Origin of the sequence: Streptomyces sp. NPDC048255 (assembly GCF_040652415.1) — a bacterium.
In the GTDB taxonomy this organism is placed as follows: Bacteria; Actinomycetota; Actinomycetes; order Streptomycetales; family Streptomycetaceae; genus Streptomyces.
In genome coordinates, this window is sequence record NZ_JBEZMA010000006.1 from 181,572 (window position 1) to 207,152 (window position 25,581).

Genomic DNA, 25,581 nt, shown 5'->3' on the forward strand with positions numbered 1-25,581 from the left:
CTAGCGCTCGTTCGAGGACACGGCGGGCCGGAGCCACCCGGTATAGCCCGAGGACAACTCGTCGGTCAGCTCCGCGCACAGCCCCTCCCGGATCAAGATGTCGGCGAGCTCCCGGGCGTCGGTCCCGGTCTCGATGGCTGCCTGTTCGATGTCGACCGGCGCCCCTGACAGCATCAGCCGGATGGCCTGCTCGGCCTTGGCGTGGAGCGTGAGCTGTCGGCCGGAGGCGGTGACGCGAAGGTGGTCTCCAACGTGTTCGATCAGCGGCGGGAAGTCGGTTACGCATACCAGCCCGCTCGGCGGCCCGAACAGGCCCCCGGTCTGCACGTGCCTGGCTGCGGGGCGTTCTCGTTCGCGGGCGGCCAGGAATGCCGCTGGCGGGAAGTCCGCAGCCAGTCGGCCGACCGCACCCATGAGCGCCTGCTCCTGGTCGGCCTGGGCGGCGACCGGGGCCCACCGGTCGAGGTCGGCGCGGAACACCTCCTCGCGTCGACACTGGTCCGTCAGCCATGTCAGCCAGTTCACACCGGTCCGCTTCACGAATCCGAACGTGACGTGCAGGCTGTAGCCGCTCCCACGGTCGGTGCGGGTGGCTTGGTGCCAGTGCCCGCGTGGGATGTGCATGACGTCGCCGGCGCGGAGTGTGCCCTGCCAGATCGATGTCTCCGGGGGCGTGTTGTTGGGCTCGGCGTCCCGGTACATCGGTACCGGCCGGGAAGCCCCACGCACGTCCCACGACTTTTCCCCGGCGAGCTGGACGATCACGACGTCATGGTCGTCCCAGTGCAGCGCGAAGCCGGCCGCGTCCTGCGTCGTCAGGTACGCGTTTACCTGGACGAGTTCCCTGGACCACCACTGAAGCGCCCGGCATGCCGCCTCCAGCACCGGGTCGAAGAAGTCGAGCTCGTCGAGCACCAGCGTGGCACCGTCCTGCATCAGCGCCCCGAGGCGGGTCATGTTCGCGAACCGGATGCCCTGACCGCGCCGGGTCACAGTGTCTGTGAGGTACTCGTGAGGATGGAGCTCTCGCCCGCTCTGGAAGGCCCGGAACTGGGGATGCGACAGGCCGCGCCGCATGATGGTGTCCAGCAGTCGGGCCGGGGTCATCAGCCGGGCCGCCAGACCTGGATCGGGCAGAGCTCCGCGGGCAAACGCGCTGCCCATCGGCTGGGGGCCGTGCCAGCCGAGTGCGGACTCGATGGCGCTGACAAGCTGGTGGTGCACGACGTCCTCCAGAGGGGGAAAGCCGGCCGGGCCCGCCGCCAGGGCGGGCCCGGGGTAGGGAGCTGGACCACGAGGGACCGGGGCGCTGCTACGCCTCGGGGTGGTTCAGGCCGTCGCGGTTCTCTCCGTCATCGCCGGCAGACGTCCCGGTCGGGTCGGACTCCTGGGTGTCGAAGCGGTCCTGCACACGGGCCAGGTGCTCAACGGCGATCAGCAAGCCGGAGGAACCGGCGCTGTCGAGGTGTTCCTGCTTGGGCATGGCGTCTTCGCTCGCTTCCTGTGAAGTGGGCTGCTGACGTGCTCGGAACCAGGAACCCTGCCCGCTCGAACGCATGTACGCAAGGGCGTGTCCAGGCCATCTCGGAGCACACAACACCGGAGCGGTCGCCGCACCTCAGGACACTCGGGCAGCGCGGCGCCGACGGCAGGGACGTGGCAGCGCGATACATAGCCCACGATCCCCGGTTTCCGAAACCGGGGATCGTCCGGATGATGAAGCACTCCACCGCCACGTCCACAGTCCACCCACCGAAAGGCCCGTCCACAGAGACCCCAGAGCAATGCACACCTCAAGCAGGCCCCACCTCGCCGCCGCGAGCCGTGGTACGGCAAACGGACTGGCGATGGCTAGGCCGCGGCGTAGGACTGCCGGAACAGGTCCGCCGCCCGCTCCACGTCCCGGTCCGAGCGCAACTGGACCTCCAGGTCACCCGTCCCATGGTGCCCGAGCCCGGTCACGTCCCGGGTGAAGCCCGGTACGAGGTCAACGGCTGTCGGGGCGGCCTTGAGGTACACGAGGAGCTTGTCCTGCCTCGCCGTGACGCACGCGAAGTTCCGGAGTCGCTGGTACGCGTCGTACTGCTTACGCTCCACCTTCGACACGTCCTCGCCGAGCCCCAGCAGCACCTCATCCACCGCCGCCGCCAGCTCCGCCACCGCCCCGACCGACCTCCGGTCCGGTGTCGCACCAGCATGACGCCGACGAGGGCCGGAGGCCGCTTTGCCCTGGGCGGCAGCCGAGGCGACCGTCTCGAGTGCGATGTGGTGGTCGCCGTACAGCCGGTAGCGGACCAGGTCGATCGACCGCCGGTGCTCGCGGACCGCGTGCAGGTCGTAGCGGGTGAAGCCGCCGGCAACGCAGATCAGCCGGGGCGCACTCCAGAGCACCTGCGAAGCGGCCGTCGCCCCGAGGCGCTCGCGGACCAGGGCCTGGAACTCAGTCCGGTGATCCATCAGCCACGCCATATAGAACAAGCCCTGCGAGAGGACCCCTGGGTCAGTGGCGCGCTTGAATTCCACGATCACGGGCGCCCCGTTCTCGTCCAGCCCGAGCGAGTCGATACGCCCGCCGTGCACGGGGCCGGTGCTGTACTCGGTAGCGAGGAACCTGACCCCGAGCATGACCTCCATCGCGCTCTCGACGAGGGCTTGCACATCAGCCTCGACCTCGGCCAGATGCGGCGTGACCTCGGTCACGCCGTTTGTCGTATGGAACAGCTTCAGGCCCGACACCCCCCGGTTCGTGTAGTTGCCGAGCGGGAACACTCCGGGGGTGTGGGATTATTTCCAGCGGCTTACGCGAGACCGGCGATGCGGCCGTAAGCTGACAACTTGCACACTTTGGACAATTCAATCTGGCGGGACATGCGCGGGACCGCGAGCCTGACAATGCGTCACATAGCTCTCTGACCTGCGAAAACTCGGAATTTCGCGACGGCCTCCGGAGCCGTGTGCGCAGGTTCGAATCCTGCCGGGGGCACTTCTGCTGGACCAGCGTGAAACACCCGCTGACCGGCACGAGTGCCGAGCATGAAGACCTGGACCCAGTCCCACTGAGTCCAGGTCTTTGTCGTTGTTGCGCACTGGTCGCGATAGACCTGCAACCAGAGCCCGGCTCCGCCGGCCCATCAGCCGCTCCGTCCAGGCCGTTTCCTTCAGATCATCGGATCGTTGGTTGATGTGTTCGTTGACTGACGTCCAGTGGGCACGCATCGAGCCGTTGCTGCCGGACCGGACACCTCGGCGGGGCGGGCGGTGGCGGGATCACCGACAGGTGATCGACGCGATCGCGTTCAAGTACCGCACCGGGACACCATGGATGGACCTGCCCGAGGAATTCGGCTCGTGGAACGGCGCCCACAACCGACTGCGCATGTGGGCCGCGGACGGGACCTGGGCGAAGGTATTCACCGCCCTACTCACCCAGGCCGACGCCGAAGGCGACCTCGACTGGGTCGTCGCGGTCGACTCCACCATCGTGCGTGCCCACCAGCACGCCGCCGGGGCCCGCCAAAAGGGGACCCGGCTGACGAGCCGGACGACCATGCACTCGGACGCTCCCGCGGCGGACTGACCACCAAAATCCACCTCGCCGCCGACAGCCGATGCAGGCCGTTGGCCTTCGTGCTCACGCCGGGCCAGGCCGGCGACGCACCCGCATCCGAGCAGGTCATGGCCCACTTACGGGTACCCCGGCAGACAGGCCGTCCCAGAACCACCCCGGACGTGGTCTTGGCGGACAAGGCCTACTCGTCCCGGACGATCCGCCGGCATCTGCGGCGCAGCGGAATCCGGGCGGTGATCCCACAGCCCGCCGACCAGGTCGCCAACCGCAAGCGGCTCGGCGGCCGGCCACCCGCCTTCGACCGCGAGGCCTACAAGCAGCGGAACACCGTCGAACGCTGCATCAACAAGCTCAAGCAGTGGTGCGGCCTGGCCACGCGCTACGACAAGACCGCCATCATCTACCTCCCCGGACTCCACCTCGCCGCCGTCTTCATCTGGTCAGCGAGGCAATCCGAAGGAAACTGCCTAGACGGCCTGGTCCCGGCACTGAGCTGACGCCGCCCGAAACCCCCGTCCTCGGGCGGCATCAGCTCAGTGTCGGGACCGCGAGAGGCCCCCGGTCGTCGGCGGGGACTCCGGTTTCCCGTCCCCTCACCGACCCTCCGGCGTCGCCCACTCTGCCAAGCCCCGGAGCACCGCGCATTGGCCTGGCGTGCACAGTGTCTTGACGGAGAGTCGCCCCGCCGCCCGCACCCCGGGGCCCCGGCTCTTGTTGCGCGGGCCGCCACGGCCGGTGTAAACCCGTGATCATGCTGCCCGAGAGAACGTTCCGCAGCGCGGAACTAGCGCCCGCCGACCGTTTCGAGAGCTGGCGGGCCCTCATGTCGGAGACGCATGCGCCCATGGAGATGCGCAGTGAGCACGCCGCCGACTTCTGGGTGAACCAGCGCGTCATCTCGCTCGGCGGGATCACGGTCTATCCGATGGAATGCCGCCCCCTGACCTTCCAGCGCACACCGAAGCTGATAGCGAGGTCGGACCCCGAGGCGTTCCACCTCTCGCTGATCAAGCGCGGGGCGGGAGCGGTCACCCTGGGCAAGGACACCGTGGTGCACGGTGTGTTCGACATCCACACCAGTGACACATCACGGCCGTTCGAGATCAGTTCCGGCCCGCATTCCGTCGAGATCATCGGGGTCGAGGTACCCAAGGCGCTGCTGCCGCTGCCCCCGCACACCGCCGGCCGGGTCATCGGCAAGCGCATCTCGGCCAGGGAGGGAATGGGGGCCCTGCTGGCCACCTTCCTCGACCAGGTGACCAAGGACAGCCGGTCCTACCGGCCGGCCGAGGGCCCGCGCCTGAGCGGCGTACTGGCCGATCTCGTCGCCTCGCTCTTCGCCGGCGTCCTCGAAGCGGACCGGTCCTTGACCCCGGAGACGCACCGGCGCGCCCTGGCGCTCCGCGTGATGGCCTTCATCCGGGACAACGCCGACGATCCGCTGCTGGACGTCCCCGCGATCGCCGCCGCCCACCACATCTCCGTCAGCTATCTCCACCGGGTGTTCCAGCAGGAGGGGGACGGGGCGACGGTCGCGGCCTTCCTTCAGGGCCAGCGGCTCGCGCGGGCACGCCAGGACCTGGCGGACCCGCTGCACCAGGGGGTGCCCGTGCACGTCATCGGCGCCCGGCGGGGCTTCCGGCACGCGTCCGCGTTCAGCCGGGCGTTCCGCGAGGCCTACGGCCTGCCGCCAGCGGCCTTCCGCGGGCAGGCCCGGGCGGAAGACCTGGCCGGGGCGGACGCCTCCTAGGCCGTCTCTTTCGGATCTTGCCGGGGCGGCGAGGTGCGGTGCCGGGCGGCGCGGGCCCGGCAAGATCCGGAAGAGACGGCCTAGCTCGGATCTTGGCTCATCGCCCCAGGTCAGCCACGGGAACGCCGAAGACCCCCGGACAGGTCCAGGGGCCTCGCACCGTATCGGCACTCGCTCGCGATCACTCGTACTCGCGCAGCAGATCTTCGGTCCGCCGGTTGCCCACCTCCTGGCGGCCGTCGAGGTACTTCGCGCACCGACTGCATCCCTGAGGGCCCTCCCGGCATTGCTGTGGAATGACATTCTGCCCAAGCTCATGACCGTCTGGCGGGGGTGCGAAGCAACAACGAGGCCGGAATGGCCGCGGTTGACCAGTCCGGCTGGAGCTACGGATCAGATGCTGTCGGCTGTGTCCAGCTCGGCCTTTCGCCGGCGGGCGTAGCCCTCCGGGTCCCGCTTGATGGTCATGACCTCTTCGACCTGAATGCGGATTGGCCAGCAGTACTGGGCGTCGCACGAGCGCGGGAAGCTGCCGTCGATGAGCGAGATGCCGCTGAGCACTACCCAGCCGTCATCGTCAATCTCCGTGCAGAGAACCGGGTGGAAGAAGCAGTCCTCGTAGACGTCCCCCACCCGGATGCCCGCCGGGTTGCGGGGGTCCATCGCGTCGTTCATGCCGCACAACATGCCATGGCGGGCACAGAGGCGCTGAAACGAACGGCTGAGTTTCGTGAGAGAGAGAGAGAGGGGTGGGGTTGGAGCCCCATCGGGTTCCCGGAGCCCGGCAGACTCGGGGTCCCCTGTCCGGCCACCCCCCTTGGCCGCCGTGTTCCTCAGCGGAACCATCGAACCGGCCCATCACGTAGTGGGAGGCTAACGCCCGGCACTGACAGCGCTCAGCCGCCGCCGACCGTGCGTGTGCCAGACACTTGCCGAGGGCGGGTGCCAGGATGAGTCACGGAGCTGCCTCTGGCGCCTGCTTTCGCAGTTCAGGAGCCGGATGACATGGGCAAGTTCGGTGATTCCCAACTTCGTGGTCACCACCGCTACGACCCCAGAAGCGGCTCATGGCGGTGCCAGACGAGGTACCGATCCTCCCGGCGGAGTTCAGCCGAGCCCCACTCGACCCTCATCACGCCACGCCCCATGGAGCAGGCGTACGCCACCAGGACCAGGCCGATGTCTGGCGGCAGCTGAGCGAGAGCCCGGTGGGGCTCCGGTTCATCGAGATCGAGGCCAAGGTCCAGCTCTTGCTGAAGCGGCTCAGGGCCATGGCGCCTGATGAGCTCCGCTCGCAGCCCAGTGTTGCTCTTGAGGCGTGCCGAAGTCACCGGTGCGTCGAGTTTGGCGTAGCAGATCGGGTAGATCACGTGACCCGAAAGGATCACCACGGTCCGCGCTTGGAGTCGCACCGAGGCGGACCCTGGCAGGGGAGCCAGGCCTGCCAGCAACTCCTCGTACTGGACCGCATAGAGCCCGTGGCCGTATGCCTCGAGCGTCTGCGTATGGACGCCCTGATGGCCGTTTCGTGCTCGCTCATGAGCCCGCACGAGGCAGGCCGGGATGATCTCGGACACCGACTCGGCCAAGTCGCCGAACGTCTTGCGCGCCCATGGTGTCACCAAAGCCACGCCGTACCACCCTTCCCCCAGGAAGCGCCGATGCGCCGAGCAGTAACTTCCCCAAACCGTCGACCGGAGGGGGTTGTCACACAAGGGCGCACAGGGGGCGCGGTATGCGCACCTTCAGCTCACCAGTTCGCGGCCTGTCCGTGGACCGGCGGCGCAGGTTCGAATCCTGTCGGGGGCACTTCGCCGGAAGTGCCCGACGACCCCGCCATCGTCGCCTTCGCTGATGGCGGGGTCGTCTTCTTCTGTGGGGCCGGATGTGCCGAGCGCGCCCATGTGACGTACTGCGAGGCCTCTTTGCGGGACGGGCCTCGCCTCATCGGCCAAGGTCGGCCACCGGTAGCCGGTGAAGGCCCCGGGATCTTCGGGGGCTTGGGGCGTGCCGGCTCGCTCGCGTCGTCCAGTTGGACATGGCCCCGTCCCCGGACTTCCTGCCCGGCCCGGTAGTAGGTCAAGGAGGAGGGCGCTCAACCACCCTCGCGGTGGTGGGACGGGATTGTGTCCCGCGCGGGCGGGGTTCGGGGGGCCGGGTGGGGTGGGTTCGGGGGCTGGTTGGGGTGGGGTTCCGGTGGTCTGTACGAGGGGGGTGGGGTGGGGTCTGTGGGATTGGGGGATGGGTAGGGGTGGGGGGTGTGCATAGGGTGGTTGTTGAGGCCGCTCTGTGCCGTTGACCTGGCGCTTTGCGGGGAGTGAGCTCTTATGGGATGGGGCGGCACAGATGCGTGAGCTGGTGGAGACGGCCCGGCAGTGGCTGGCCGAGGGGCGGGACGGGTTTCTGGCCCGGCCCGTGACCGAGCAGGGGTTCGGGCCGCGGGATCCGGCCGGGGCGCTGCTCGTCGATGCGCGGGGGGAGTGCGTCGGGGCGCTGTACCGCGGGGTATTCAACGCCGAGCTCGTCGCCGAGGCCGGGGCCATGGCGCCGGGGGCGACCGCGCGGGTGTGCGAGGTGTCCGTGCGCGGGGCCGAGGCCGTGGCGGCGAAACTGACCTGCGGCGGGCAGGCGGAGATCCTGCTCCAGCCGCTGACCGCGATCCCGGCCGAGTGGTGGGAGCTGCTCGGGGAGGGTGCCGGGGTGGCGTTGGTGACCCGGCTGAACGAGGCCGCCGACCAGGCTGTCAGCGCGGCCGTACGGGCCACGGACGCCCCGCGGGACGATGCGGGGCGGCGGGCCGGCGAGCTGCTGGCCACGCGGCGGCCCGGGCGGGACGCGCTGTACGGGGAATCCGGGCTGGTGCTCGTTGAGGCGTACCCCTCGGCCCCGTACGTGGTCATCGGCGGCGGCGGTGAGCTCGCCGAGATCATCGAGCGGCAGGCCGCCCTGCTGGGCTGGGGCGCCGAGATCGTGGAGACTGCGGCGGGGGCCGAGAAGGCGCTCGACGACCACCGGGACGCGGCCTGTCTGGTGCTGCTCAGCCACGAGCCCGACTTCGACGTCCCGACCCTGCGCTCCGCGCTGGACCTCGGGATCCCGTACGTGGGGGCGCTCGGTTCCCGGCGGACCACAGCGCGGCGCCGGGACGGGCTGATCGCGGCGGGGGTGGGCGAGGCGCAGCTGGGCCTGGTGCACGGGCCGATCGGGCTGGACCTCGGCGCGCGGACGCCGGCGGAGACGGCGCTGGCCATCTGCGCGGAGATCGTGGGCGTGCTCAGCGGGCGGGAGACGCGGGCGCTGCGCGACTCCGACGGTCCCCTGCGGGGCTGACCCCCCTGCGGGGCTGACCGCACCGGGCGCGCAGAGGTGTTGGTGCCCGGCGCCGCACACTTCGCCTCGCGCGGCCTGGTGCCGCGTGGCGTGGCTGTGGCTTCGCGCCGCGTGGCCTGGCGTCGCGTGACGGTCCTCGCCTACGGAAGGCGGGCACTGCCTGGCGCCGTCGTCTCTGTGAGCGCCTCGGACTATCCGCGCGTGGGCCTCTACGTGAGGCCTGCGCCGGGGGCGTGGCGCTGGGTCAAGTCGTGCCGAGGGCGCGTTTGAGCTGTGCCTTGGTCATGTCCGAGCGGCCGTGGATGTTGCGGCGGCGGGCCTCCGCGTAGAGCTGCTCGTACGTGGGTCCCTGCGCACCCGAGTGGGAGTGCAGGCCTCCGCGCCGACTGGAGGACATGTCCTCCAGGGATTCCTTGCTCGCGGTCTTGGACTCGCCGGCCCGGGCGCGTTCCTTGTTGACCGTGCGGGCGGCGATCTCCTTCGCCCGCTTCTCGGACACGCCGCGCTGCTCGGCGCTCTCCTTGATGTGCTCGTACTGGCGCTCCCGCTTGGGGGAGGATCCACGGGGCATTTCCGGGCCTCCTTCCGGATCGAAGATCGGGGGTCGAGGATCGGGGGTCGAGGAGTCGGGATTCGGGATTCGGGGTGCCTCTGGCCCTCTGGCGCTTACCCCAAATGCCGCAACGTATCCGGGCCAGAATGGCGCATATCGGACAGAAGTGCGGGAAAATAGCTCCATGGACACGATCCTGAGCGTGGACTCGACCCTCACCGACATCGCGTGGTTCCTGGTCGTCGGAATCATCGTGGCGGGGTTCCTCCTCGGCGCCTTCTGGCTGGGCAAGAAGATCCGGGCGCAGGAACCGGCACCGCCGACCGCCGAGAGCCAGCCACACCTGCCGGAGGGCGGGGCGGTCTACGAGGTGCGCGAGGAACGCGAGCACGTGGAGATCCCCGAAGGCGGCCTGAGGCCGCACGAGATGCAGGGCTACGGAAACTTCGGCTCCACCACCTCCACCCATCCCGAGGAGGACAGGGCCCGCCGGGAGTCCGGCTTCAAGCATCCGGAGGGGCCACCACCGCACGCCCAGCCGGGGGCTCCGCCGGACGCGGGGCGCGGCGCCCACAGCTGACCACCCCAAGCTGACCACCCCAAGGTGACCACCCCAAGGTGACCACCCCAAGGTAGTGACCACCCGCAGCTGACCCTCAGCTGACCGCCCTCAGCCGACTCCTCCCCCCGACGACCACCCGAGCCGCCCAGACCCACACAGACCACACAGGCCACCCGAAGCCATCTGAGCCACCCAGGCCCCCGAAGCCCCACAGACCATCCCCTGACCCGCGCCCCCCGCGGGTCAGGGGTCTGTCCGCAGCCGCAGCACCTCCGGCGGCGGGTGGCGCGCCGAGGTGTGCCGGACCTCCGCCGTGAGCGGCGGGTCCAGTGGCCGGAAGGTGACCTCCCCTAGCCCGATCGCCGTGACCGTGGCCCCCGCCGGGGCGGTGTCCGCCCGGTCGGCCACGGCCGCCGCCACCTCCGTACGCAGCGCCGCCGACAGCGGGCTCGACACCAGCGGCGTCTCCTCCCCCACCGGCAGCACCAGCACCAGGGCCAGCGGCCGCCGCGGGGTCCCGGTGTATCCGACGACCGCCGCGTCCCGTACGTCCGTGTGGCGGAGCTTCTGCCAGCCGCGCCGCCCGGCTGGGTAGGGCTGGTCCAGCCGTTTGACGACCAGGCCTTCGATACCGCTGGCGGGCAGGGTCTCGTACCAGGTGGCGGCCAGTTCCGGGTCGGTCGTCATCGGCACCGGCTGGAGCGGGGGCCCGAGCGGGAGCAGCAGGTCGACCAGGAGGGCCCGGCGCCGTTCGTACGGGCGTCCGCGCAGGTCGAGCCCGGCCAGTTCCAGTACGTCGAACGCGGCGTACGAGGCCGGCAGGCTCTGCGCGAGGACGGCGGCCCGGGCGGCGGTGGCGGCCGCCCGGCGCTGTACGAGGGCGAAGTCCGTCCGGCCCGCGCGCCAGACCACGACCTCGCCGTCGAGGACGGTGCCGGCGGGCAACTGCCGTGCGGCCGCGGCCAGGTCGGGGAAGGCATTGGTGACGATCCGCCCGGAGCGGGCCTGGAGCACCACGTCCTGCTCCGAGCGGAGCACGACGAGCCGGTGGCCGTCGAACTTCGGCTCGTAGGCGAGGCCCGCCCCGCGCGGCAGGGTGCGTACGGCGGTGGCCAGCGCGACCCGGATCACGGCCGGTCCCCCGGCAGCCGCCCCGCGCGGCCGGGGTCGGTCAGCGGGGCGAAGAGGTCTCCGTCGCGGTCCAGCCGCGGGGCGATGTCTCCGGCGAGGAAGATCAGGTCGGCCGGGTTCCGGCAGGCCTCGACCTCCGCCCAGGAGACCGGGGCGGACACCGTCGGGCGGGCCCGGGCGCGCAGGGTGTAGGGCGCGGCGGTGGTCTTGGCGGCGGCGTTCTGGCTGTGGTCGACGAAGACCTTGCCGGGGCGCAGGGCCTTGGCCATGCGGTGCACGACCAGGTCGGGGAGCTCGCGCTCGGCCTCCTGGGCGAGGAGCTTCGCGTACGCCGACACCTGCTCGGAAGGGGTCGGCTCCAGGGCCACGGCCAGGTGCATCCCCTTGGAGCCGGAGGTCTTGGCGTAGGCCTCCAGCCCGTCGGCGGCGAGCCGCTCGCGCAGCCAGAGCGCGGCGGCGCAGCACTCGACCACGGTGGCGGGCGGGCCGGGGTCGAGGTCGAGGACCAGCCGGTCGGCGACGGCCGGGCGGCCGGCGGGCCACTGGGGGGTGTGGAACTCCACGACCAGGTTGGCGGCCCACATCAGGGTGGCCATGTCGGCGATGACCACCTGTTCGGCGGAGAGGTCCTCGGAGCGGGGCACCGGGGTGGTCTTCACCCAGTCGGGCGTGCCGGGCGGCGGGTTCTTGGTGAAGAAGAGCTGGCCGTCCGGGCCGTCGGGATAGCGCAGGAAGGACACCGGGCGGTCGTGGACGTGGGCGAGGAGCGGGACCGCGACGGTGGCGTAGTAGTGGAGCACCTCGCCCTTGGTGAAGCCGGTCTCCGGGTACAGGACCTTGTCGAGGTTGCTGAGCGCGATGCGACGGCCCTCCACCAATGTGATCGGCGTCATACGATGAGACTGCCACGAATCAGGAGGAACCGTGTGATCCATTGAGGAACCGCGCGATCCATTTGGAACGGGGCGATCTCCTTCGGCCTGGTCGGCATTCCGATCAGGTGAGCGTGTCGGTGTGCGAGACGTGTGGCGCGGGGTGGTTTCAGGCGGAGGCCCGCTTGGTCGTCTTCTTGGCCGCGGTCTTCTTCGCGGTGGCCTTGGCCGTGCTCTTCGTAGCGGCGGTGGTCTTCTTCCCGTCGGCTTCCTTCGGTGATGCGGCGGCCTTCTTCGCCGTGGAGCCTGTCGCCTTCCTGGCCGGCGCCGCCTTCTTCGCCGGAGCCTTCTTCGCTGTCTTGCGGACGGGCAGGGTCCGGACCTCTGCCTCCGTCTCCCCGGCAGCACCGCGCTCCCCGCGCGACTCCTTGGCCGCGCGGACGCTGTTCTCCAGGGCGGCCATGAGGTCGATGACCTTGCCACCCGTCGGGGCGGCTTCCTCTTCGTGCGGCAGCTCGACACCCTGGAGCCTGGCTTCGATCACCTGCTGAAGGGCTTCCTGATACTCGTCGTGGAGGGTCGACAGGTCGAAGTCCTGGGACAGCATGTCCATGAGGGACCTGGCCATCTGCAGTTCCTGGGGCCGGATCGTGACGTCCCCCTCCGGCGCGACGCCGGCGGCGGGCCGGACCTCGTCGGGCCAGAGACACGTCTGCAGCACCAGCGTGTCCTCGTGCACGCGGAGCACGGCGAGTGACTCTCTCGACCGGATGGCGATCTTTGTGACGGCGATCTGTCCGGCCTCGGTCAGAGCTTGCTTGAGCAGGGCATAGGGCTTGGCGGCCGCGCGGTCGGAGGTGCCGACGTAGTAGGCCTTGGAGAACATCAGCGGGTCAATGGTCTCGGCGTCTACGAATGCCAGCACGTCGATGAGCTTCTTGCTGGGGAGGGGGAGGTCGGCGAGGTCTTCGTCGGCCAGCATGATCATGCTGCCGTCCGGGGCCTCGTAGCCCTTGGTGATCTCTTGGTACGGGATCTCGACGTCCTCGGCCTCGCAAACGCGCCGCAGCCGAACCCTGGAGCCGTCCTTCTCGTGCACCTGGCGCAGCGGGATGTCGTGCTCCTCCGTGGCCGTGAAGAGCTGGACCGGGATCGTGACCAGCCCGAACGATATGGCCCCCTTCCAGGTCGCTCTCATACCGGCGCTCCTTCCCTGGGACCCTCAGGCTAAGCCGAGGTCAGACGCCGCGACACTCGGCGACACCGCGAGGCTGTCCGGGCGGTCGGGCGGTCGGGCGGTCGGGCGAGGCGACGGCGCAGTCCACCAGGAGGAGAAGCCCGGTGGCCAGACGGGTGGTCTCAGCGCCAGTCGTCGATCACGTAGGCGTCGGGGTGGCTGTAACCGGGCTCGTTGGGCCGGTGCATCGTGACGCCCTGCAGCCCGGTGCGGAAACCACGGTCGATCATGCGCCGATAGGCATCCGGGCGGCCCAGGTTCATCCCGGCGTCCAGCTGACTCAGCCCGCGCTCGGCCGCCAGTTGCTCACATGCGTCGAGCAGTCGCTCGAAGCGGTCGGCGGCCTCCGGGCCAGGGCGTACTGCGCCGAATTTGACGAAGCACACGTCCTCGCCGGCCTCCGATCCGGCTCCGCAGTGGCAGACGGCCAGGCCATCGAGCTCGGAGCCGCCGCCCTGGAGCAGGATGGTGTCGCCAAGTCCCTGCGTGTGCACGGCGACGATCTCGCGTTCCAGGTCAAGGCCCTCGTACACGGCCCCGGTCAGTGCGCGACATGCACCGAGGCAGGCGGGCTGCTCGGCGGCAGGCAGCTCGCTGTACATCACCCGGCCGGGGACCGCGGCGCTGCCCGCGACTTGCTTCTTCATGACGGCCGTGAGGAATCGGGGCCAGAAGCCGTAACGGCGGTAGAGCTCAAGGTGCTTGGGACTCTGCGAGAAGGTGAACAGGCCCAGGTGGCGGTTCCCCCAGGTGGCGAAGCAGTCCATGACCGGATCCATGAGGCGCTTGCCGACGCCCTGGTCCCACAGGTCCGGACGCACGGTCAACGGTCCGAAGAACCCGACGCTGCCCCAGTTGGTGGCGAAGTTCGTTCCGGCCAGTTCACCCTCGATCGTCGCTGCGAAGGCCGCTTGCGGATCGGCCGCCCAGCGTGTGCGGACGTAATCGGCGGTCTCGAAGAACGTCTTCGGCTCGGGGAACCCGAGGAACGTCCCGAAGGCGACCCGGAAGATCTCATCGGCCTGATCCAGGTCCGCCTCGGCCAACGGGCGGACTGACACCAGGCCCGCGACGGTCTTCCCCTCCGCTGCCGGTGAGGTCATCGCTCTCTCCTTCTCGGACCCCCGTTTCATCACACCACGAGCAGCACCGCACGGCGATGCGAAAGATCCGCCGGCGGCCAAGGCCGGTGACCGAGCCCGATTGCCCTGCCTCCCCGCCTGTGAGCGCAGGACGCCGACACCGATCTCCCGGGTCGGTCCAGTGCTCGGGTGAGTTCGCGATCGGCAGCCCGTGCTGCTTGCAGGTCTTCCGTTCGTTCGTCGAGCCGGCCCTGCAGATCGACTACTTCACGGTGTCCTTCCTCAAGGCGTGCCGACGCCGTTCGAGAGCCGGGGTGGGCCCGGGCGTGGTGCGGTGGACGTCGGCTGGAGCCAGGTGCGGGAGTCGCGGGCGCGGGCGAAGAGGGCTTCCACCACCGGGAGTTCGAGGGTGGCCGGGGATGCGGCGAGGTCCGGGGCCGCCGTGAGCGGGTGCAGGACGCGGATGTCGCGGACGGTCGGGGCCACATCGACGCGGGAGGCGTCGACCACCGCCAGGGCCGGGGTGACCCGGGCCGCCAGGGCGCGGGTGGCGCGGGCCGCGGCGCGGCGGGTCCAGCGGGGGTCCGGGCGGGGGTCGGCGCGGCCCACGGTGAGCAGGAGGTCCCCGACGGCCGCGCGCTGGCGGCGGCCCGGGACCGTGCGGACGCAGAGGACCCCGCCCGGGCCGATGAGCAGGTGATCGATGCGGCCCAGCCCGGGGAGGGGGACGCAGTGCAGGATCCGCCAGCCTCGCGCCTCCAGGCCGTCGAGGGCGTCGCCCATCCGCTGCTGGGCCGCCAGGTCCTGGCGGACGCGGTGACGGGCGCGGGCGCCCGCCGAGCCGTGGTCCAGTTCCCCCAGCAGGGCCTCGCCCGGCCGGTTCGGGGCCAGGTCCGCGTCCGGCGGGAGGGACAGGCTCAGCAGGTCGGCGGCCGTGGGGACCGGGGGCGGGCCGATCGAGACCGTCCCGGTCAAGTAGGGGCGCAGCGCCTCCAGTACGGCCTCGCGGTGGTCGTCCGCGAGGACGCTGATCCGGTTCGCCTGCCGGTCGTACCAGGCCACCGCACGGCCGTCGGGCAGGTTGACGTACAGCCGGCCGCGGCCGGGCCGGCCGCTCGGCAGCACTCTGAGTCCCCGCATCGCCCTCACCCCCGGCGTCCATGGGAGCAGCCGGAGCGCCGCGCGGCAATCCCCCGGTTGTGTAACGACTCCGCCGGGACCCTGCGGCCTCGCTGTTACAAGAACGGGGCTCGGCCGCAACGGCCGGGGCCTAGGTTGGTGTCACCTGGACTCGCCAGGCCCTGAACGCACCGAAGGACTCCCCGTGAGCACCGTCCGCCGCCGCACTCTCGTTCGCGCCGCCGCCGTGACCGCATGCGCCGGAAGTCTGCTGGCGCTTCCCGCCGCCGCGGCTCTCGCCGAGGGGGTCCCGGCCGCCTCGGCGGCGCACTCCGCCGCCCCGCAGCGGACGCCGGTCAAGAGCCTCGCCCTCGCGGACGGCGTCTCCACGGCGAAGGTCTACCGGATCGCCGAAGGCGTCTACCGGGCCGACATCCTGACCGCCGACGGCCGCACGGCCGCCACCCTGACCAGCCGTGACGGCGTCACGGCCGTGGGCTCCGCCGGCGAGCTGCACGCCGCGCTGGACTCCGGCGGGCGGCTGACCTCCTGGGTGGGTGACGCCTCCGCGAAGAACGGCGGCCACGCCGTCGAGGGCGACGGGTACAAGACCGGGACCCGGAGCGGGCAGGTCGTCGCCGCCTCGGTGCCGCGTACGGACTCCGGTGCGGACGGCCGCGGCGAGTCCGGTGCCCCCTCCGGAAGCTCCGGCACCTCCACCGACTCCACCGACTCCGGCGGCGACAGCCGTTCCGTCGCCGCCGCCCGCGGCGAGGTGCTGCGCCTGAAGACGCTGGCCGACGGACCCGGCGAGGGTGTGCTGCTGCTGGCCGCGGGCGGCGGCATCGCCGCGGTGGGCGCCGCCGGGCTCGGCTTCGCGATGCTGCGCCGGGGGCGTACGAGCGACTGACACTGCCCCGGGCCGCATGACGGACCACTGGGCCAAAAAGGATGAAACTCCGCATAAGGTTGGCGTGACCGACCGTCGTACCGCGGACAGAAGGGCGCAGCGGCCTGTGAAGACCTCACCCTTCCGTACGACTCCCTCCGCACCGCAGGCCCGGGCGGTCCGGCCGGGCCGGGCGGCCCTGTGGCTCCCGTCGGCCCTGCTGCTCCTGCCCCTGCTGGCGGGCTGCGGCGAGGCCGGCGGCCTGGTCGGCGCCGGTCCCACCCCCACCGCGAGCGGGCCCGTCCACCTGTGGCCCGACCGCCGGCCGGCCTCCGTACCGCCCGCCGACCCGGGCGGCGCCCCGCCGGAGTACGTCCAGGGGATCCCGCCCGTGCGGGAACAGAACGTGCACGAGGTCGATCCCCTGGCCCTCGTCCAGGCCGAGGTGCGGACCCACCCGGACGCCTTCAGCGGCGCCGACGGGATGCCCGCGCAGACCGCCGCCGCGATCACCGCGTGCGGGAAGGAGGGCCAGGACGCCGCTAGGTGCCCGGTGCTGACGCCGTACTACCGGGACCTCACCGGCAACTCCAAGGACGAGCTGATCGTCGGCATCGAGCTGCCGGACCGGATGATGTCGGTACGGGTGTACACCGCGGACCCCGACGGCCGGCTCAACCGGATCATGGCGACCACACAGACCGTCATCTCCGTGGAACTGGCCGGGCGGGACGTGATCCTGCGCGTCCCGAGCGGGAACAACGGCTACGAGCTGATCACCGCCTGGTCCTGGGACGAGAAGCAGCGCAGCATGCTGCCGACGCGCGAGCAGATCGTACGGGTGCCCGCGAACCCCCAGACCCCGGTGAGCCCCAGCCCCGAGCCGCGCGAGCCCGGCGAGCCGGACGAGCCGCTCACGCCGAGCGTGCTGAGCACGCCGTGAAGCCGCGGCTGCCCGCCTGGACGGCCACGCTGACCTGGAAGTCGGCGTGCTTCATCGTGGTGATGTGCTGCTCGCTGGCGGCGGTGCTGGGTGTGCTCGTGCACGTGGAGGTGACCCGCCAGACCGTGGCCACGGCGCGGGAGAAGGCCCTCGCCAAACTGCACGACGCCTCCCGCGCGTACGAGGCCGGCGAGGCCCTGCCGCCCGGTTCCGGGCTCGACCCCGACGGGCTGCCGCCGGGGCTGCGCGCGCTCGCACTCGGCGGGAACCGCGGGACGGTCGTCGCCGACTACGGGGGCCGCCCGATGATGTGGGCCGCCGCGCCCGCGGACGGCAAGGCGCTGGCCACGGTCGTCGACTACGGCCAGAGCGCGCGCACGATCAGCGGACTGGACAACGCCATCATCGGCTCCTCGGTCCTGGCGATCGGCGGGACGCTGCTGGTGGGGGCGTTCGCCGTGACCCGGGTGACGCGGCGGCTGCACCAGACGGCGACGGTGGCCCGGCGGATCACCCAGGGCGACCTCGACGCACGCGTCGGGGATCCCCGTACGAAGGACCCTTCGCGGCATCAGGACGAGGTGGCGACCGTCGCCGGGGCCCTGGACACCATGGCGTCGAGCCTGCAGGCGAAGCTGCTGAGCGAGCAGCGGTTCACGGCGGACGTCGCGCACGAGCTGCGCACGCCGCTGACGGGGCTCCAGGCGGCCTCCGAGCTGCTGCCGGAGGGGCGGCCGACGCAGCTCGTCCAGGAGCGGGTCCGCACGATGCGGCAGCTGACGGAGGACCTGCTGGAGATCTCGCGGCTGGACTCCCGCAGCGAGCAGGTCGAGACGGACCTGCACCAACTGGGCCGGCTGGTACGGCGGGTGGTGCGGGCGTCCGGGACGGAGACCGAGGTGGTGATCGTCCGGGACGCGCACGTGGAGACGGACCGGCGCAGGCTGGAACGGGTCCTGGGGAACCTGGTGGCCAACGCCCACAAGCACGGGCGCGCGCCGGTGGTCCTGACGGTGGACGGTCCGGTGGTCAGCGTGCGGGACCACGGGGACGGCTTCCCCGAGTACCTGCTGGCGCACGGCCCGCAGCGGTTCCGTACGGAGCCCGGCGCCGGGGTGAAGGGGCACGGGCTCGGGCTGACCATCGCCGTCGGGCAGGCGGCGGTGATCGGCGCGCGGCTGGAGTTCCGCGCGGCGGAGGGGGGCGGGGCCCTGGCGGTCCTGACCCTGCCGGACCCCGGCGGGGTTGCCCAGCAGGAACCCTGACCCGGCCAGTCCCGGGTCCAGGCCCAGGTCCCGGCGCGGCAGGGTCCCTGGCCGGCCACGGCGCTACGGGCGGGGCGTCTTCGTCCAGGGCCAGCGGGGCTTCGGCTTCACGCCCGACGGGCTGTGGACGTACTTCCACCCCTTCTGGAGGTGCAGCCGCTTCGAGTAGCCCGACGGGACGCGCTCGTACAGGAGCACCGTGGGGGGGCCACCGTCGGCCGCCGGGACCGGGATCTCGTACCACTTCGGGGGGTGGCCGGTCGGGCCGAGGAGGATCGGGAGGACCCGGCCGTCCATCGGGCCGCCCTCGAAGGGGGTCGGTTGGCTTCTCACCCCACCAGTGTCACAGGAGGTGGGCCGCCTCCGAGACCACCGGTATCACGCGCCGGGCCAGGACCCCGACCGGGCCGTCCGCCGATTCCAGGGCCAGCGCCGCGCGGGCGGCGGCGGCCGTCTCCGCGTCGGTGGCGGCGGTGGCCGTCAGCAGGGCGACGAACTGGTCCACCAGCCAGTCCCGGAGCTCGTCCACACCGGGCTGCTTGCCCTCGTCGATCCAGATCAGCGAGGCCGCCTCGACCGCCGTGATCCAGGTGCGGACCATCATCCGCAGCCGGGGTCCGGGAGCGGGCACCCCGAGGTGGAGGAGGATCTGCTGCGCGGCGGCCCGGCGGATGCCGTCCACCGTCGCCGTGGTGCGGGAGGTCTCCACGACGCTGCCGCCCTGGAGGAGCGCCGCGAAGCCGGCGTCGTGTTCGTCGACGAAGGCCAGGTAGCGGTCCAGGGCCCGGGTGAGGCGCTGGGTGAGGGGGCCGTGCTGCGGTTCCGCGAAGCAGAGTTCGAGGAGGTCGGCCGCCGAGCGCAGGGCGGCCTCGTAGAGCTGCTGCTTGCCGCCGGGGAAGTAGCGGTAGACGAGCGGGCGCGAGACCCCGGCGGCCTCCGCGACGTCGTCCAGGGAGACCTCCTCGGGCGCCCGGTGCGCGAACAGCGAGAGGGCCGCGTCGAGGAGCTGGGCCCGCCGCTCCTCGACGCTCAGCCTGCGGTACGCCCGTACGGTCATGCCCGCAGACTAGACGAACCCTCCTACGCGAGGAGTCCCGAGCTCTGCCACAGCCTGCGGCCGACCCCGCGCAGCACGCCGATGTCGTCGAGGAAGTCGGTGAGCCGCTTGGCGCCGCTCTGCATGACCTCGCGCCGGTGGCCGCTCGCCTTGACCTGGGCGAGGGCTTCGCGGCGGTCCAGGCCGATGTTCTCGTAGACCTGGGGGTTGACGAAGGCGAGCGAGAAGACGCGGGCGGCCTCGCCGCAGCTGATCCGGGTGAGTTCCTGCTCCCAGCGCGGGGCGGTGACCATCTGGCGGCGCAGCTCCTCGCGGGCGTAGCGGACGTGCCGGGCCTCCTCGATGACGTGGATGCGGGTCACTCCGCGGACGAGGGGCTGGACGCGCTCGTCCGGGAAGGTCAGGCGCTGCATCCAGTCGAGTATCTCCTCGCCGAGGAGGGTGCAGGCGAAGGAACCGGGCGTGGTGGAGACGGTCTTGAGGATCCGCGCCAGGTTGTGGTTGACGCGGGAGACCGGGTACGCGGGGGCGCCGGCCTTCTGGATCATGCGGGCGAACATCATCGAGTGGCGGCACTCGTCGGCTATCTCGGTGAGCGCGTAGCGGACGTGGTTGCTGGTCAGGGACTTGTCGTAGATGTGCCGGACCAGGAGCTGCATGAGGATGATCTCGAACCAGATGCCGAGCGAGCCGAGCGCGGCCGCCTCGTGGCGGGAGAGGTCGATGCGCTGCTCCTCCCCCATCTTCTTCCACAGCGGGGTGTCGTAGAGCGAGAGCAGCTCGGGCGGCCAGTAGTACTTGCCCTCGATCACCGGGGCGTCCCAGTCGAGTTCCTTGTCGGGGTCGAAGGAGTGCTTGGCGGAGGATTCGAGCAGCCGCTCGGCGATCTGCTCGCGGTCCTTGAGCAGGCCGAGAGCGTCCCTCAGCGCGGCTCGATCGGTCACGGTCGTCATGGCTTCGGACACCTCGTGGGTGAGTTACCGGCGGTCACCGCTTATGAGACTGCCCGTCAGCAAGACCGTCAATCCCCCGCGCACCACTTGTTGACCGACCGTCTACCAACGTGTGACCCTGCCAACCATCCACTCCTGTACGGCAGTACGTGAGACGAGGTGGCGTCAGTGTCGACGCACGAGCTCTACACCAACGGCCCGGGCGAGGGCGTCTGGCAGGTTCCCGCCTCCGGCTCGGCCCGCTTCAACTGGGAGTACGACGGAGGCCGCGAACGGCTCCTCGCGCTCTACCAGAAGGGCAAGGACAAGCAGTGGGACGGCGCCAAGCGCGTCGACTGGGACATCGAGGTGGACCCCTACGATCCGCTCGGCACCCCCGACGAGGTGCTCACCCTCTACGGCACGCGGCACTGGTCCGGGCTCACCGAGAAGGACAAGGGCGAGCTGCGCCGGCACTACGCCTCCTGGCAGTTCAGCCAGTTCCTGCACGGCGAGCAGGGCGCGATGGTGTGCGCGGCGCGCATCGTCGAGTCGGTGCCCGACCTGGACGCGAAGTTCTACTCCGCCACCCAGACCATGGACGAGGCCCGGCACGCCGAGATCTTCGGCCGCTTCCTGCACGAGAAGGTCGGGATGCTCTACCCGATCAACGACAGCCTCCAGGGGCTGCTGGGCGACACCCTGCGCGACTCCCGCTGGGACATGCCGTACCTGGGCATGCAGGTGTTGATCGAGGGGCTGGCGCTGGCCGCCTTCGGCATGCTCCGCGACACCACCGACAAGCCGCTGCCCAAGCAGATCCTCGCCTACGTGATGCAGGACGAGGCCCGGCACGTGGCCTTCGGGCGGATGGCGCTGCGGGACTACTACCGGCAGCTGACGGACGCCGAGCTGCGCGAGCGCGAGGAGTTCGTGATCGAGGGCTGCTACCTGATGCGGGACCGGCTGCGCGGGGTGGAGGTGCTGGAGAACTTCGGCGTCCCGAGGAAGGAGGCGGAGCAGTTCACGGAGCAGTCGGAGTTCCTGCACCTGTTCCGCAAACTGCTCTTCAGCCGCATCGTGCCCTGCGTGAAGGACATCGGGCTGTGGGGCGAGCGGCTCCAGAAGGCGTACCTGGACATGGGCGTCTTCGAGATGGGTGACTCCAGCCTCGACCTGCTGATGAGCCAGGACGAGGAGATCGCCGAGGCCCTGGACCGCGAGCGGTTCGCGGCCGAGGAGCGGGAGCGGATGGCGGAGGTCGAGGCCGCGATCGCCTCGGGCGCGGACACGTAGCCCGCGCCGGGAGCTCCGTACCCGGCGCTTCATCCTCCGGACAGCGCGGCCCGCATCACCGCCCGGGCGATCGGCGCGGCCGCTCCGTTGCCGCTGATGTCGCCCCGGACCGCCGACGCGTCCTCGACCACCACCGCCACCGCGACCCCCGGCACGGGCGCGTCCCGCGCCTTGGCCCAGGAGATGAACCAGGCGTACGGGGTGCCCGCGTTGCCGACGCCGTGCTGCGCGGTGCCGGTCTTGCCGCCGACCACCGCGCCGGGGATCGCCGCGTTCTTGCCCGTACCGTCCTCCACCACCTTCACCATCAGCTCCTGGAGCCGCAGGGCGGTGGCCGGGTTCATCGCCCGGCCCAGGGTGCGCTGGTCGGCGCGGCGGACCGGGTCGCCGTCGTCCTGCGTGGTCCGGTCCACCAGGTACGGGTTCTTCACCTCGCCCCCGTTGGCGACCGCGGCCGCCACCATCGCCATCTGCAGGGGCGTCGCCTTGGTGTTGAACTGCCCGATGGAGGACAGCGCCAGCTGGTCCTGGCTCATGTCCGTGTCGAAGTTCGACCGCGACACCCACGAGGGCACCCGCAGCCCCTCGTCGTTGAACCCGAACCGCTGCGCCGCCTCCACCATCCCCCGCAGCCCGACCCGCACCCCGATCTTCGCCATCACCGTGTTGCAGGACCACTGCACCGCCTCCGCCATCGAGGCGTCCTGGCAGCCCTTGGCCGCGTTCGGCAGCAGGGTGCTGGTCCCCGGCAGCGGATAGGGGTCGGGGGTCTCGGTCGGCGCGTCCACATCGGTGACCACACCCGCGTCCAGCGCGGCCGCCGCCGTCACGATCTTGAAGGTGGAGCCGGGCGGATACGTCTCGCGCAGGGCCCGGTTGAGCATCGGCTTCGACGGGTCCGCGTTCAGCCGCGCCCAGGCCTCCTCGGCCCGCGCCCCCGTGCCCGAGAGCACGGAAGGGTCGTAGGAGGGGCTGCTGACCAGCGCGAGGATCTTCCCGGTGGCCGGCTCGACGGCGGCCACCGCCCCGCGCTTGCCCGCGAGCCCGGCGTACGCGGCCCGCTGCACGGCGGCCCGGACGGTGGTCGCGGCGTCCCCGCCGGCGGGCCGGCCGCGCGCCAGGTCGTACCAGAGCGGGAACGCGGACAGGCCCGGATCCGTCCCCGACAGGACGGCGTCCTCGGCGCGTTCGACGAAACTGGTCCCGTAGGTCTGGGAGGAGAAGCCGGTGACGGGCGCGTAGAGCGGGCCGTCGGCGTACGTCCGCTCGTAGCGCAGCAGCTGGCCGCTGTCGCGGGAGCCGGTGACGGGCCGGCCGTCGACGAGGATGTCCCCGCGGGGTTCGGCGTACCGCTCGATCGCGGGGCGCTTGTTGGCCGGGTTCGCTCCGTAGGCGGCGGACTCCCAGACCTGCACCCGGGCGATGTTGACCAGCAGGGCGACGAGCAGCAGCGCGCAGAAGTACGCGCACCAGCGGATGTAGCGGATCACTCGGCGCCCTCCCGCGGTTCGGGTCTGCGCGCGCTGTCGCTCAGCCGGACCAGCAGCGCGACGATGATCCAGTTGGTGACGACGGAGGAGCCGCCCTGGGCCAGGAAGGGCATGGCCATGCCGGTGAGCGGGATGAGCCCGCTGACCCCTCCGGCGATCACGAACACCTGGAGCGCGACGATCGAGGCCAGCCCGGTGGCGAGCAGCCGGCCGAAGGGATCGCGCAGCGCGAGCCCGGTGCGGAAGCCGCGGGAGACGAGGAGCCCGTAGAGCAGCAGGATCGCGGTGAGGCCGACCAGCCCGAGCTCCTCGCCCGCGGTGGCGAGGATGAAGTCCGACTTGGCGGCGAAGCCGATGAGGAAGGACTGGCCGTGGCCGAGCCCGGCACCGAGCAGGCCGCCGGCGCCGAAGGCGAAGAGGGACTGGGCGAGCTGGCCGGGTCCTTCGCCGCGGTCGATGGAGGCGAAAGGATTCAGCCAGTCGTCCACGCGACTGTGCACGTGCGGTTCGAAGGTCCCGACGGCGTACGCGCCCACCCCGGCCAGGACCAGGCCGATCGCGATCCAGCCGATCCTTCCGGTGGCGGTGAACAGCATGATCACGAAGAGGCCGAAGAACAGCAGCGAGGTCCCGAGGTCCCGCTCCAGGACGAGCAGGCCGACGCTGAGCAGCCAGATGGTGAGGATCGGCCCGAGGACGCGGCCGGGAAGGAGGCGGAGCTTCCAGAAGAGCCGGCGGCCGGTGAGCGCGAGGGCGGTGCGGTTCGCGGCGAGGTAGGAGGCGAAGAAGACGGCGAGCAGGATCTTGGCGAACTCCCCCGGCTGGAAGGACAGTCCGGCGAACCGGATCCAGATGTGGGCGCCGTTGACCGCCGGGAAGAAGACCGGGACGAGCATCAGGGCGAGGGCCGCCGCGACCGACAGGTACGCGTAGCGCTGGAGCACGCGGTGGTCGCGCAGCAGCGCCACGACGAGGACGAAGAGCGCCACCCCGAGTGCGGACCAGCGCAGTTGGTCCCCTGCGGTGAGGTGGGCGGGCGTGGTCACGTCGAGGCGCTGGATGAGGATCAGGCCGAGCCCGTTGAGCAGGAAGGCGATCGGCAGCACGAGCGGGTCGGCGTACGGGGCCCTGAGCCGGACGGCGAGGTGGGCGAGCAGCGCGGTGACGGCGAGGCCGGCGGCGTAGCGGGCGGCGGGGCGCGGGATGTGGCCGGTGGTGGCGAGGCCGACGTAGAGGTAGCCGAGGACCGAGACCAGGACGGCGCCGGCGAGGAGCGTCAGCTCGACGCCGCGGCGCTTGGGGGCGCGGGCGTCGGGAGGTGGGGGCGCGGGCTCCGCCACCTTCGCCGTCAGAGCGGTCATACGCGAAACGTAGCAAGCAGAAGGATGCTATGTCCGCTTATGTCATAGTGTGCCGAAGAGTCGTCAGAATCGGTCAGGAGTGAGGAGCCGAGGCACATGGGACCTGTGGAATTCATCGTCCTCGCCTTCCCGGAGGAGCAGCTGCGGGTACCGGCGGTCGAGGCCGTGATGGGACTGCGCAAGACCGGGGTGGTCCGGCTGATCGACGGGCTCGTGGCGACGAGGACCGCCTCGGGCGACGTACTCGCGGCGGAGTTCGACGAGTTCGTGGAGCTACGGGGGCTGCTGACGGGCCGGGAGGCGGCGCGGCTGATCGGGCCGGAGGACGTCCAGGAGGCGGCGGGGCTGCTGGAGCGCGGGAGCTGCGCGCTGCTGCTGGTGGTCGAGCACGTGTGGGCCGAGGACGCGGCCATCGCCGTACGGGCCGCGGGCGGCCGGATCGTCGGGTCGGTCCGCATCCCGCCGGACCGGGTCGCACCCGGCCCCCGGGCGGGGGTGGCCTGATGTTCATCCGGCCGGTGGGGGTGACGGTGACCCCGGCGGACCGCCCGCCGGGCCGGCCGCTCCTACGGGGCCTGCTGGCCCGCGCGGCGGGCGCGCCGGAGGCGGGCACGGTCCACCCGGACACCCCGCCCGACCGCCCCGCCCCGGCCCCGCCGGCCCAGCCGGAGCCCGCGGACCAGCCCTGGCCGGAGGAACCACCCTGGCCCGACGAACAGCCCTGGCCCGACGAACCCGCGGGCACGGACTCCCCGCCCCCCGGCCCCGGCCTGGCGGCGGAACTGGCCCAACTCGCCGACCTGACCCGCCAGGGCCACCTGACGCCGGAGGAGTTCAGCAGGGCGAAGGCGCGGCTACTGGGGGGCGGGGGGTAGGGGGCTTCGGGGGGCGGGGGGTAGGGAGGCGGGGCGGGGCTTCGGGGGGTGTGTAGCGGCGGGGCGGGATGCGGGGGTGGGGCGGAGGCTCCGGGAGGCCCGTACCGGTGGGACGGGATCTCGGACGCGGGGCGGTGGCTGGGGGGCGTGTACCGGTGGGAGCCGATCAGAGATGGTTTGGGGGTTTCCCGTCAGTCCCATCGTCTCTCCGTGTCGGGCCGGCCCCTCAAGGGCGCTCCCTGCGGTCGCGTCGCTTCGCGATGGCCTGC

General features: G+C 71.4%; 25 protein-coding genes and 1 pseudogene. 10 read left to right on the forward strand and 16 right to left on the reverse strand.

Going from position 1 to position 25,581, the window contains the following annotated elements:
• The 3 genes from AB0D94_RS08495 to AB0D94_RS08505 all read right to left on the reverse strand — a co-directional run bounded on the left by AB0D94_RS08495 (position 1) and on the right by AB0D94_RS08505 (position 2,736).
• Positions 1–1,224, reverse strand: a complete 1,224-nt coding sequence (locus tag AB0D94_RS08495; RefSeq protein WP_362047546.1) for a cupin domain-containing protein — start codon at positions 1,222–1,224, stop codon at positions 1–3.
• Between the two features lie 88 nt (positions 1,225–1,312).
• Positions 1,313–1,483, reverse strand: coding sequence for a hypothetical protein (locus AB0D94_RS08500; protein WP_362047549.1), 171 nt, complete (start codon positions 1,481–1,483; stop codon positions 1,313–1,315).
• A 368-nt stretch (positions 1,484–1,851) separates the two neighbouring features.
• Positions 1,852–2,736, reverse strand: a complete 885-nt coding sequence (locus AB0D94_RS08505; protein ID WP_362047652.1) for a DUF5655 domain-containing protein — start codon at positions 2,734–2,736, stop codon at positions 1,852–1,854.
• A gap of 445 nt (positions 2,737–3,181) precedes the next feature.
• On the opposite strand from AB0D94_RS08505, the pseudogene AB0D94_RS08510 reads away from it, so the two are divergent.
• Both AB0D94_RS08510 and AB0D94_RS08515 read left to right on the forward strand, forming a co-directional pair.
• A pseudogene (locus tag AB0D94_RS08510) lies at positions 3,182–4,065 on the forward strand (IS5 family transposase).
• Between the two features lie 254 nt (positions 4,066–4,319).
• Entirely contained in the window at positions 4,320–5,318 is a 999-nt protein-coding gene (locus tag AB0D94_RS08515) for an AraC family transcriptional regulator (RefSeq protein WP_362047552.1), read from the forward strand.
• A 393-nt stretch (positions 5,319–5,711) separates the two neighbouring features.
• Here the strand turns inward: AB0D94_RS08515 and AB0D94_RS08520 are convergent, their stop codons facing one another.
• Both AB0D94_RS08520 and AB0D94_RS08525 read right to left on the reverse strand, forming a co-directional pair.
• Complete coding sequence (locus tag AB0D94_RS08520) at positions 5,712–5,993, reverse strand: hypothetical protein (RefSeq protein ID WP_362047555.1); 282 nt, start codon at positions 5,991–5,993, stop codon at positions 5,712–5,714.
• 371 nt (positions 5,994–6,364) lie between these two features.
• On the reverse strand, positions 6,365–6,949 hold the full coding sequence (locus tag AB0D94_RS08525; protein WP_362047558.1) for a hypothetical protein: 585 nt from the start codon (positions 6,947–6,949) through the stop codon (positions 6,365–6,367).
• A 715-nt stretch (positions 6,950–7,664) separates the two neighbouring features.
• Between AB0D94_RS08525 and AB0D94_RS08530 the strand changes: the two genes are divergently transcribed.
• Positions 7,665–8,648 carry an XdhC family protein gene (locus AB0D94_RS08530; RefSeq protein ID WP_362047561.1) on the forward strand — a complete coding sequence of 328 codons (984 nt, stop codon included), beginning with the start codon at positions 7,665–7,667 and terminating at the stop codon, positions 8,646–8,648.
• A 244-nt stretch (positions 8,649–8,892) separates the two neighbouring features.
• Here the strand turns inward: AB0D94_RS08530 and AB0D94_RS08535 are convergent, their stop codons facing one another.
• Positions 8,893–9,219 carry a plasmid stabilization protein gene (locus AB0D94_RS08535; RefSeq protein ID WP_362047564.1) on the reverse strand — a complete coding sequence of 109 codons (327 nt, stop codon included), beginning with the start codon at positions 9,217–9,219 and terminating at the stop codon, positions 8,893–8,895.
• A gap of 166 nt (positions 9,220–9,385) precedes the next feature.
• On the opposite strand from AB0D94_RS08535, the gene AB0D94_RS08540 reads away from it, so the two are divergent.
• On the forward strand, positions 9,386–9,781 hold the full coding sequence (locus AB0D94_RS08540) for a DUF6479 family protein (RefSeq protein ID WP_362047567.1): 396 nt from the start codon (positions 9,386–9,388) through the stop codon (positions 9,779–9,781).
• 225 nt (positions 9,782–10,006) lie between these two features.
• Here AB0D94_RS08540 and AB0D94_RS08545 read toward each other — a convergent pair whose 3' ends face one another.
• The 5 genes from AB0D94_RS08545 to AB0D94_RS08565 form a co-directional block, all read right to left on the reverse strand.
• Positions 10,007–10,891: an ATP-dependent DNA ligase gene (locus AB0D94_RS08545; protein ID WP_362047654.1), complete on the reverse strand. Its 885-nt coding sequence runs from the start codon at positions 10,889–10,891 to the stop codon at positions 10,007–10,009.
• Positions 10,891–11,787, reverse strand: coding sequence for a non-homologous end-joining DNA ligase (gene ligD / locus AB0D94_RS08550; protein ID WP_362047570.1), 897 nt, complete (start codon positions 11,785–11,787; stop codon positions 10,891–10,893). Before ligD ends, AB0D94_RS08545 begins: the two co-directional genes overlap by 1 nt.
• A 148-nt stretch (positions 11,788–11,935) precedes the next feature.
• Positions 11,936–12,964, reverse strand: coding sequence for a Ku protein (locus AB0D94_RS08555; protein WP_362047573.1), 1,029 nt, complete (start codon positions 12,962–12,964; stop codon positions 11,936–11,938).
• Between the two features lie 161 nt (positions 12,965–13,125).
• Complete coding sequence (locus tag AB0D94_RS08560; protein ID WP_362047576.1) at positions 13,126–14,106, reverse strand: GNAT family N-acetyltransferase; 981 nt, start codon at positions 14,104–14,106, stop codon at positions 13,126–13,128.
• Between the two features lie 261 nt (positions 14,107–14,367).
• A complete protein-coding gene (locus tag AB0D94_RS08565) occupies positions 14,368–15,225 on the reverse strand; it encodes a nuclease-related domain-containing protein (RefSeq protein WP_362047579.1) in 858 nt (285 codons plus the stop codon).
• A gap of 184 nt (positions 15,226–15,409) precedes the next feature.
• Between AB0D94_RS08565 and AB0D94_RS08570 the strand changes: the two genes are divergently transcribed.
• The 3 genes from AB0D94_RS08570 (at position 15,410) to AB0D94_RS08580 (ending at position 18,301) form a co-directional block, all read left to right on the forward strand.
• Positions 15,410–16,114, forward strand: coding sequence for a hypothetical protein (locus tag AB0D94_RS08570; protein WP_362047582.1), 705 nt, complete (start codon positions 15,410–15,412; stop codon positions 16,112–16,114).
• A 106-nt stretch (positions 16,115–16,220) separates the two neighbouring features.
• Positions 16,221–17,036, forward strand: a complete 816-nt coding sequence (locus AB0D94_RS08575) for a hypothetical protein (RefSeq protein WP_362047585.1) — start codon at positions 16,221–16,223, stop codon at positions 17,034–17,036.
• Positions 17,033–18,301 carry a HAMP domain-containing sensor histidine kinase gene (locus AB0D94_RS08580; protein ID WP_362047588.1) on the forward strand — a complete coding sequence of 423 codons (1,269 nt, stop codon included), beginning with the start codon at positions 17,033–17,035 and terminating at the stop codon, positions 18,299–18,301. Before AB0D94_RS08575 ends, AB0D94_RS08580 begins: the two co-directional genes overlap by 4 nt.
• 63 nt (positions 18,302–18,364) lie before the next feature.
• On the opposite strand, the gene AB0D94_RS08585 is transcribed toward AB0D94_RS08580, so the two are convergent.
• The 3 genes from AB0D94_RS08585 to AB0D94_RS08595 are packed head-to-tail and all read right to left on the reverse strand — an operon-like array spanning position 18,365 to position 20,311.
• Complete coding sequence (locus AB0D94_RS08585) at positions 18,365–18,634, reverse strand: hypothetical protein (protein ID WP_362047591.1); 270 nt, start codon at positions 18,632–18,634, stop codon at positions 18,365–18,367.
• A gap of 10 nt (positions 18,635–18,644) precedes the next feature.
• Positions 18,645–19,358 (reverse strand): helix-turn-helix domain-containing protein, encoded by a 714-nt coding sequence (locus AB0D94_RS08590; RefSeq protein WP_362047594.1) that lies wholly within the window; start codon positions 19,356–19,358, stop codon positions 18,645–18,647.
• A gap of 23 nt (positions 19,359–19,381) precedes the next feature.
• Positions 19,382–20,311: a diiron oxygenase gene (locus AB0D94_RS08595; protein WP_362047597.1), complete on the reverse strand. Its 930-nt coding sequence runs from the start codon at positions 20,309–20,311 to the stop codon at positions 19,382–19,384.
• Positions 20,312–20,479: 168 nt separating this feature from the next.
• Here AB0D94_RS08595 and AB0D94_RS08600 point away from each other — a divergent pair, with 168 nt between their 5' ends.
• Complete coding sequence (locus AB0D94_RS08600; protein ID WP_362047600.1) at positions 20,480–21,586, forward strand: ferritin-like domain-containing protein; 1,107 nt, start codon at positions 20,480–20,482, stop codon at positions 21,584–21,586.
• A gap of 29 nt (positions 21,587–21,615) precedes the next feature.
• On the opposite strand, the gene AB0D94_RS08605 is transcribed toward AB0D94_RS08600, so the two are convergent.
• Both AB0D94_RS08605 and AB0D94_RS08610 read right to left on the reverse strand, forming a co-directional pair.
• The gene (locus AB0D94_RS08605) at positions 21,616–23,076 is read right to left on the reverse strand and encodes a penicillin-binding transpeptidase domain-containing protein (RefSeq protein ID WP_362047603.1); all 1,461 of its coding nucleotides are present in this window, start codon (positions 23,074–23,076) and stop codon (positions 21,616–21,618) included.
• Positions 23,073–24,437 (reverse strand): FtsW/RodA/SpoVE family cell cycle protein, encoded by a 1,365-nt coding sequence (locus AB0D94_RS08610; RefSeq protein ID WP_362047606.1) that lies wholly within the window; start codon positions 24,435–24,437, stop codon positions 23,073–23,075. The genes AB0D94_RS08605 and AB0D94_RS08610 overlap by 4 nt, the downstream gene beginning before the upstream one ends.
• Before the next feature lie 96 nt (positions 24,438–24,533).
• On the opposite strand from AB0D94_RS08610, the gene AB0D94_RS08615 reads away from it, so the two are divergent.
• Both AB0D94_RS08615 and AB0D94_RS08620 read left to right on the forward strand, forming a co-directional pair.
• On the forward strand, positions 24,534–24,941 hold the full coding sequence (locus tag AB0D94_RS08615) for a DUF6325 family protein (RefSeq protein WP_362047609.1): 408 nt from the start codon (positions 24,534–24,536) through the stop codon (positions 24,939–24,941).
• A complete protein-coding gene (locus AB0D94_RS08620) occupies positions 24,941–25,312 on the forward strand; it encodes an SHOCT domain-containing protein (protein WP_362047612.1) in 372 nt (123 codons plus the stop codon). Before AB0D94_RS08615 ends, AB0D94_RS08620 begins: the two co-directional genes overlap by 1 nt.
• Positions 25,313–25,581 lie beyond the last annotated feature (269 nt).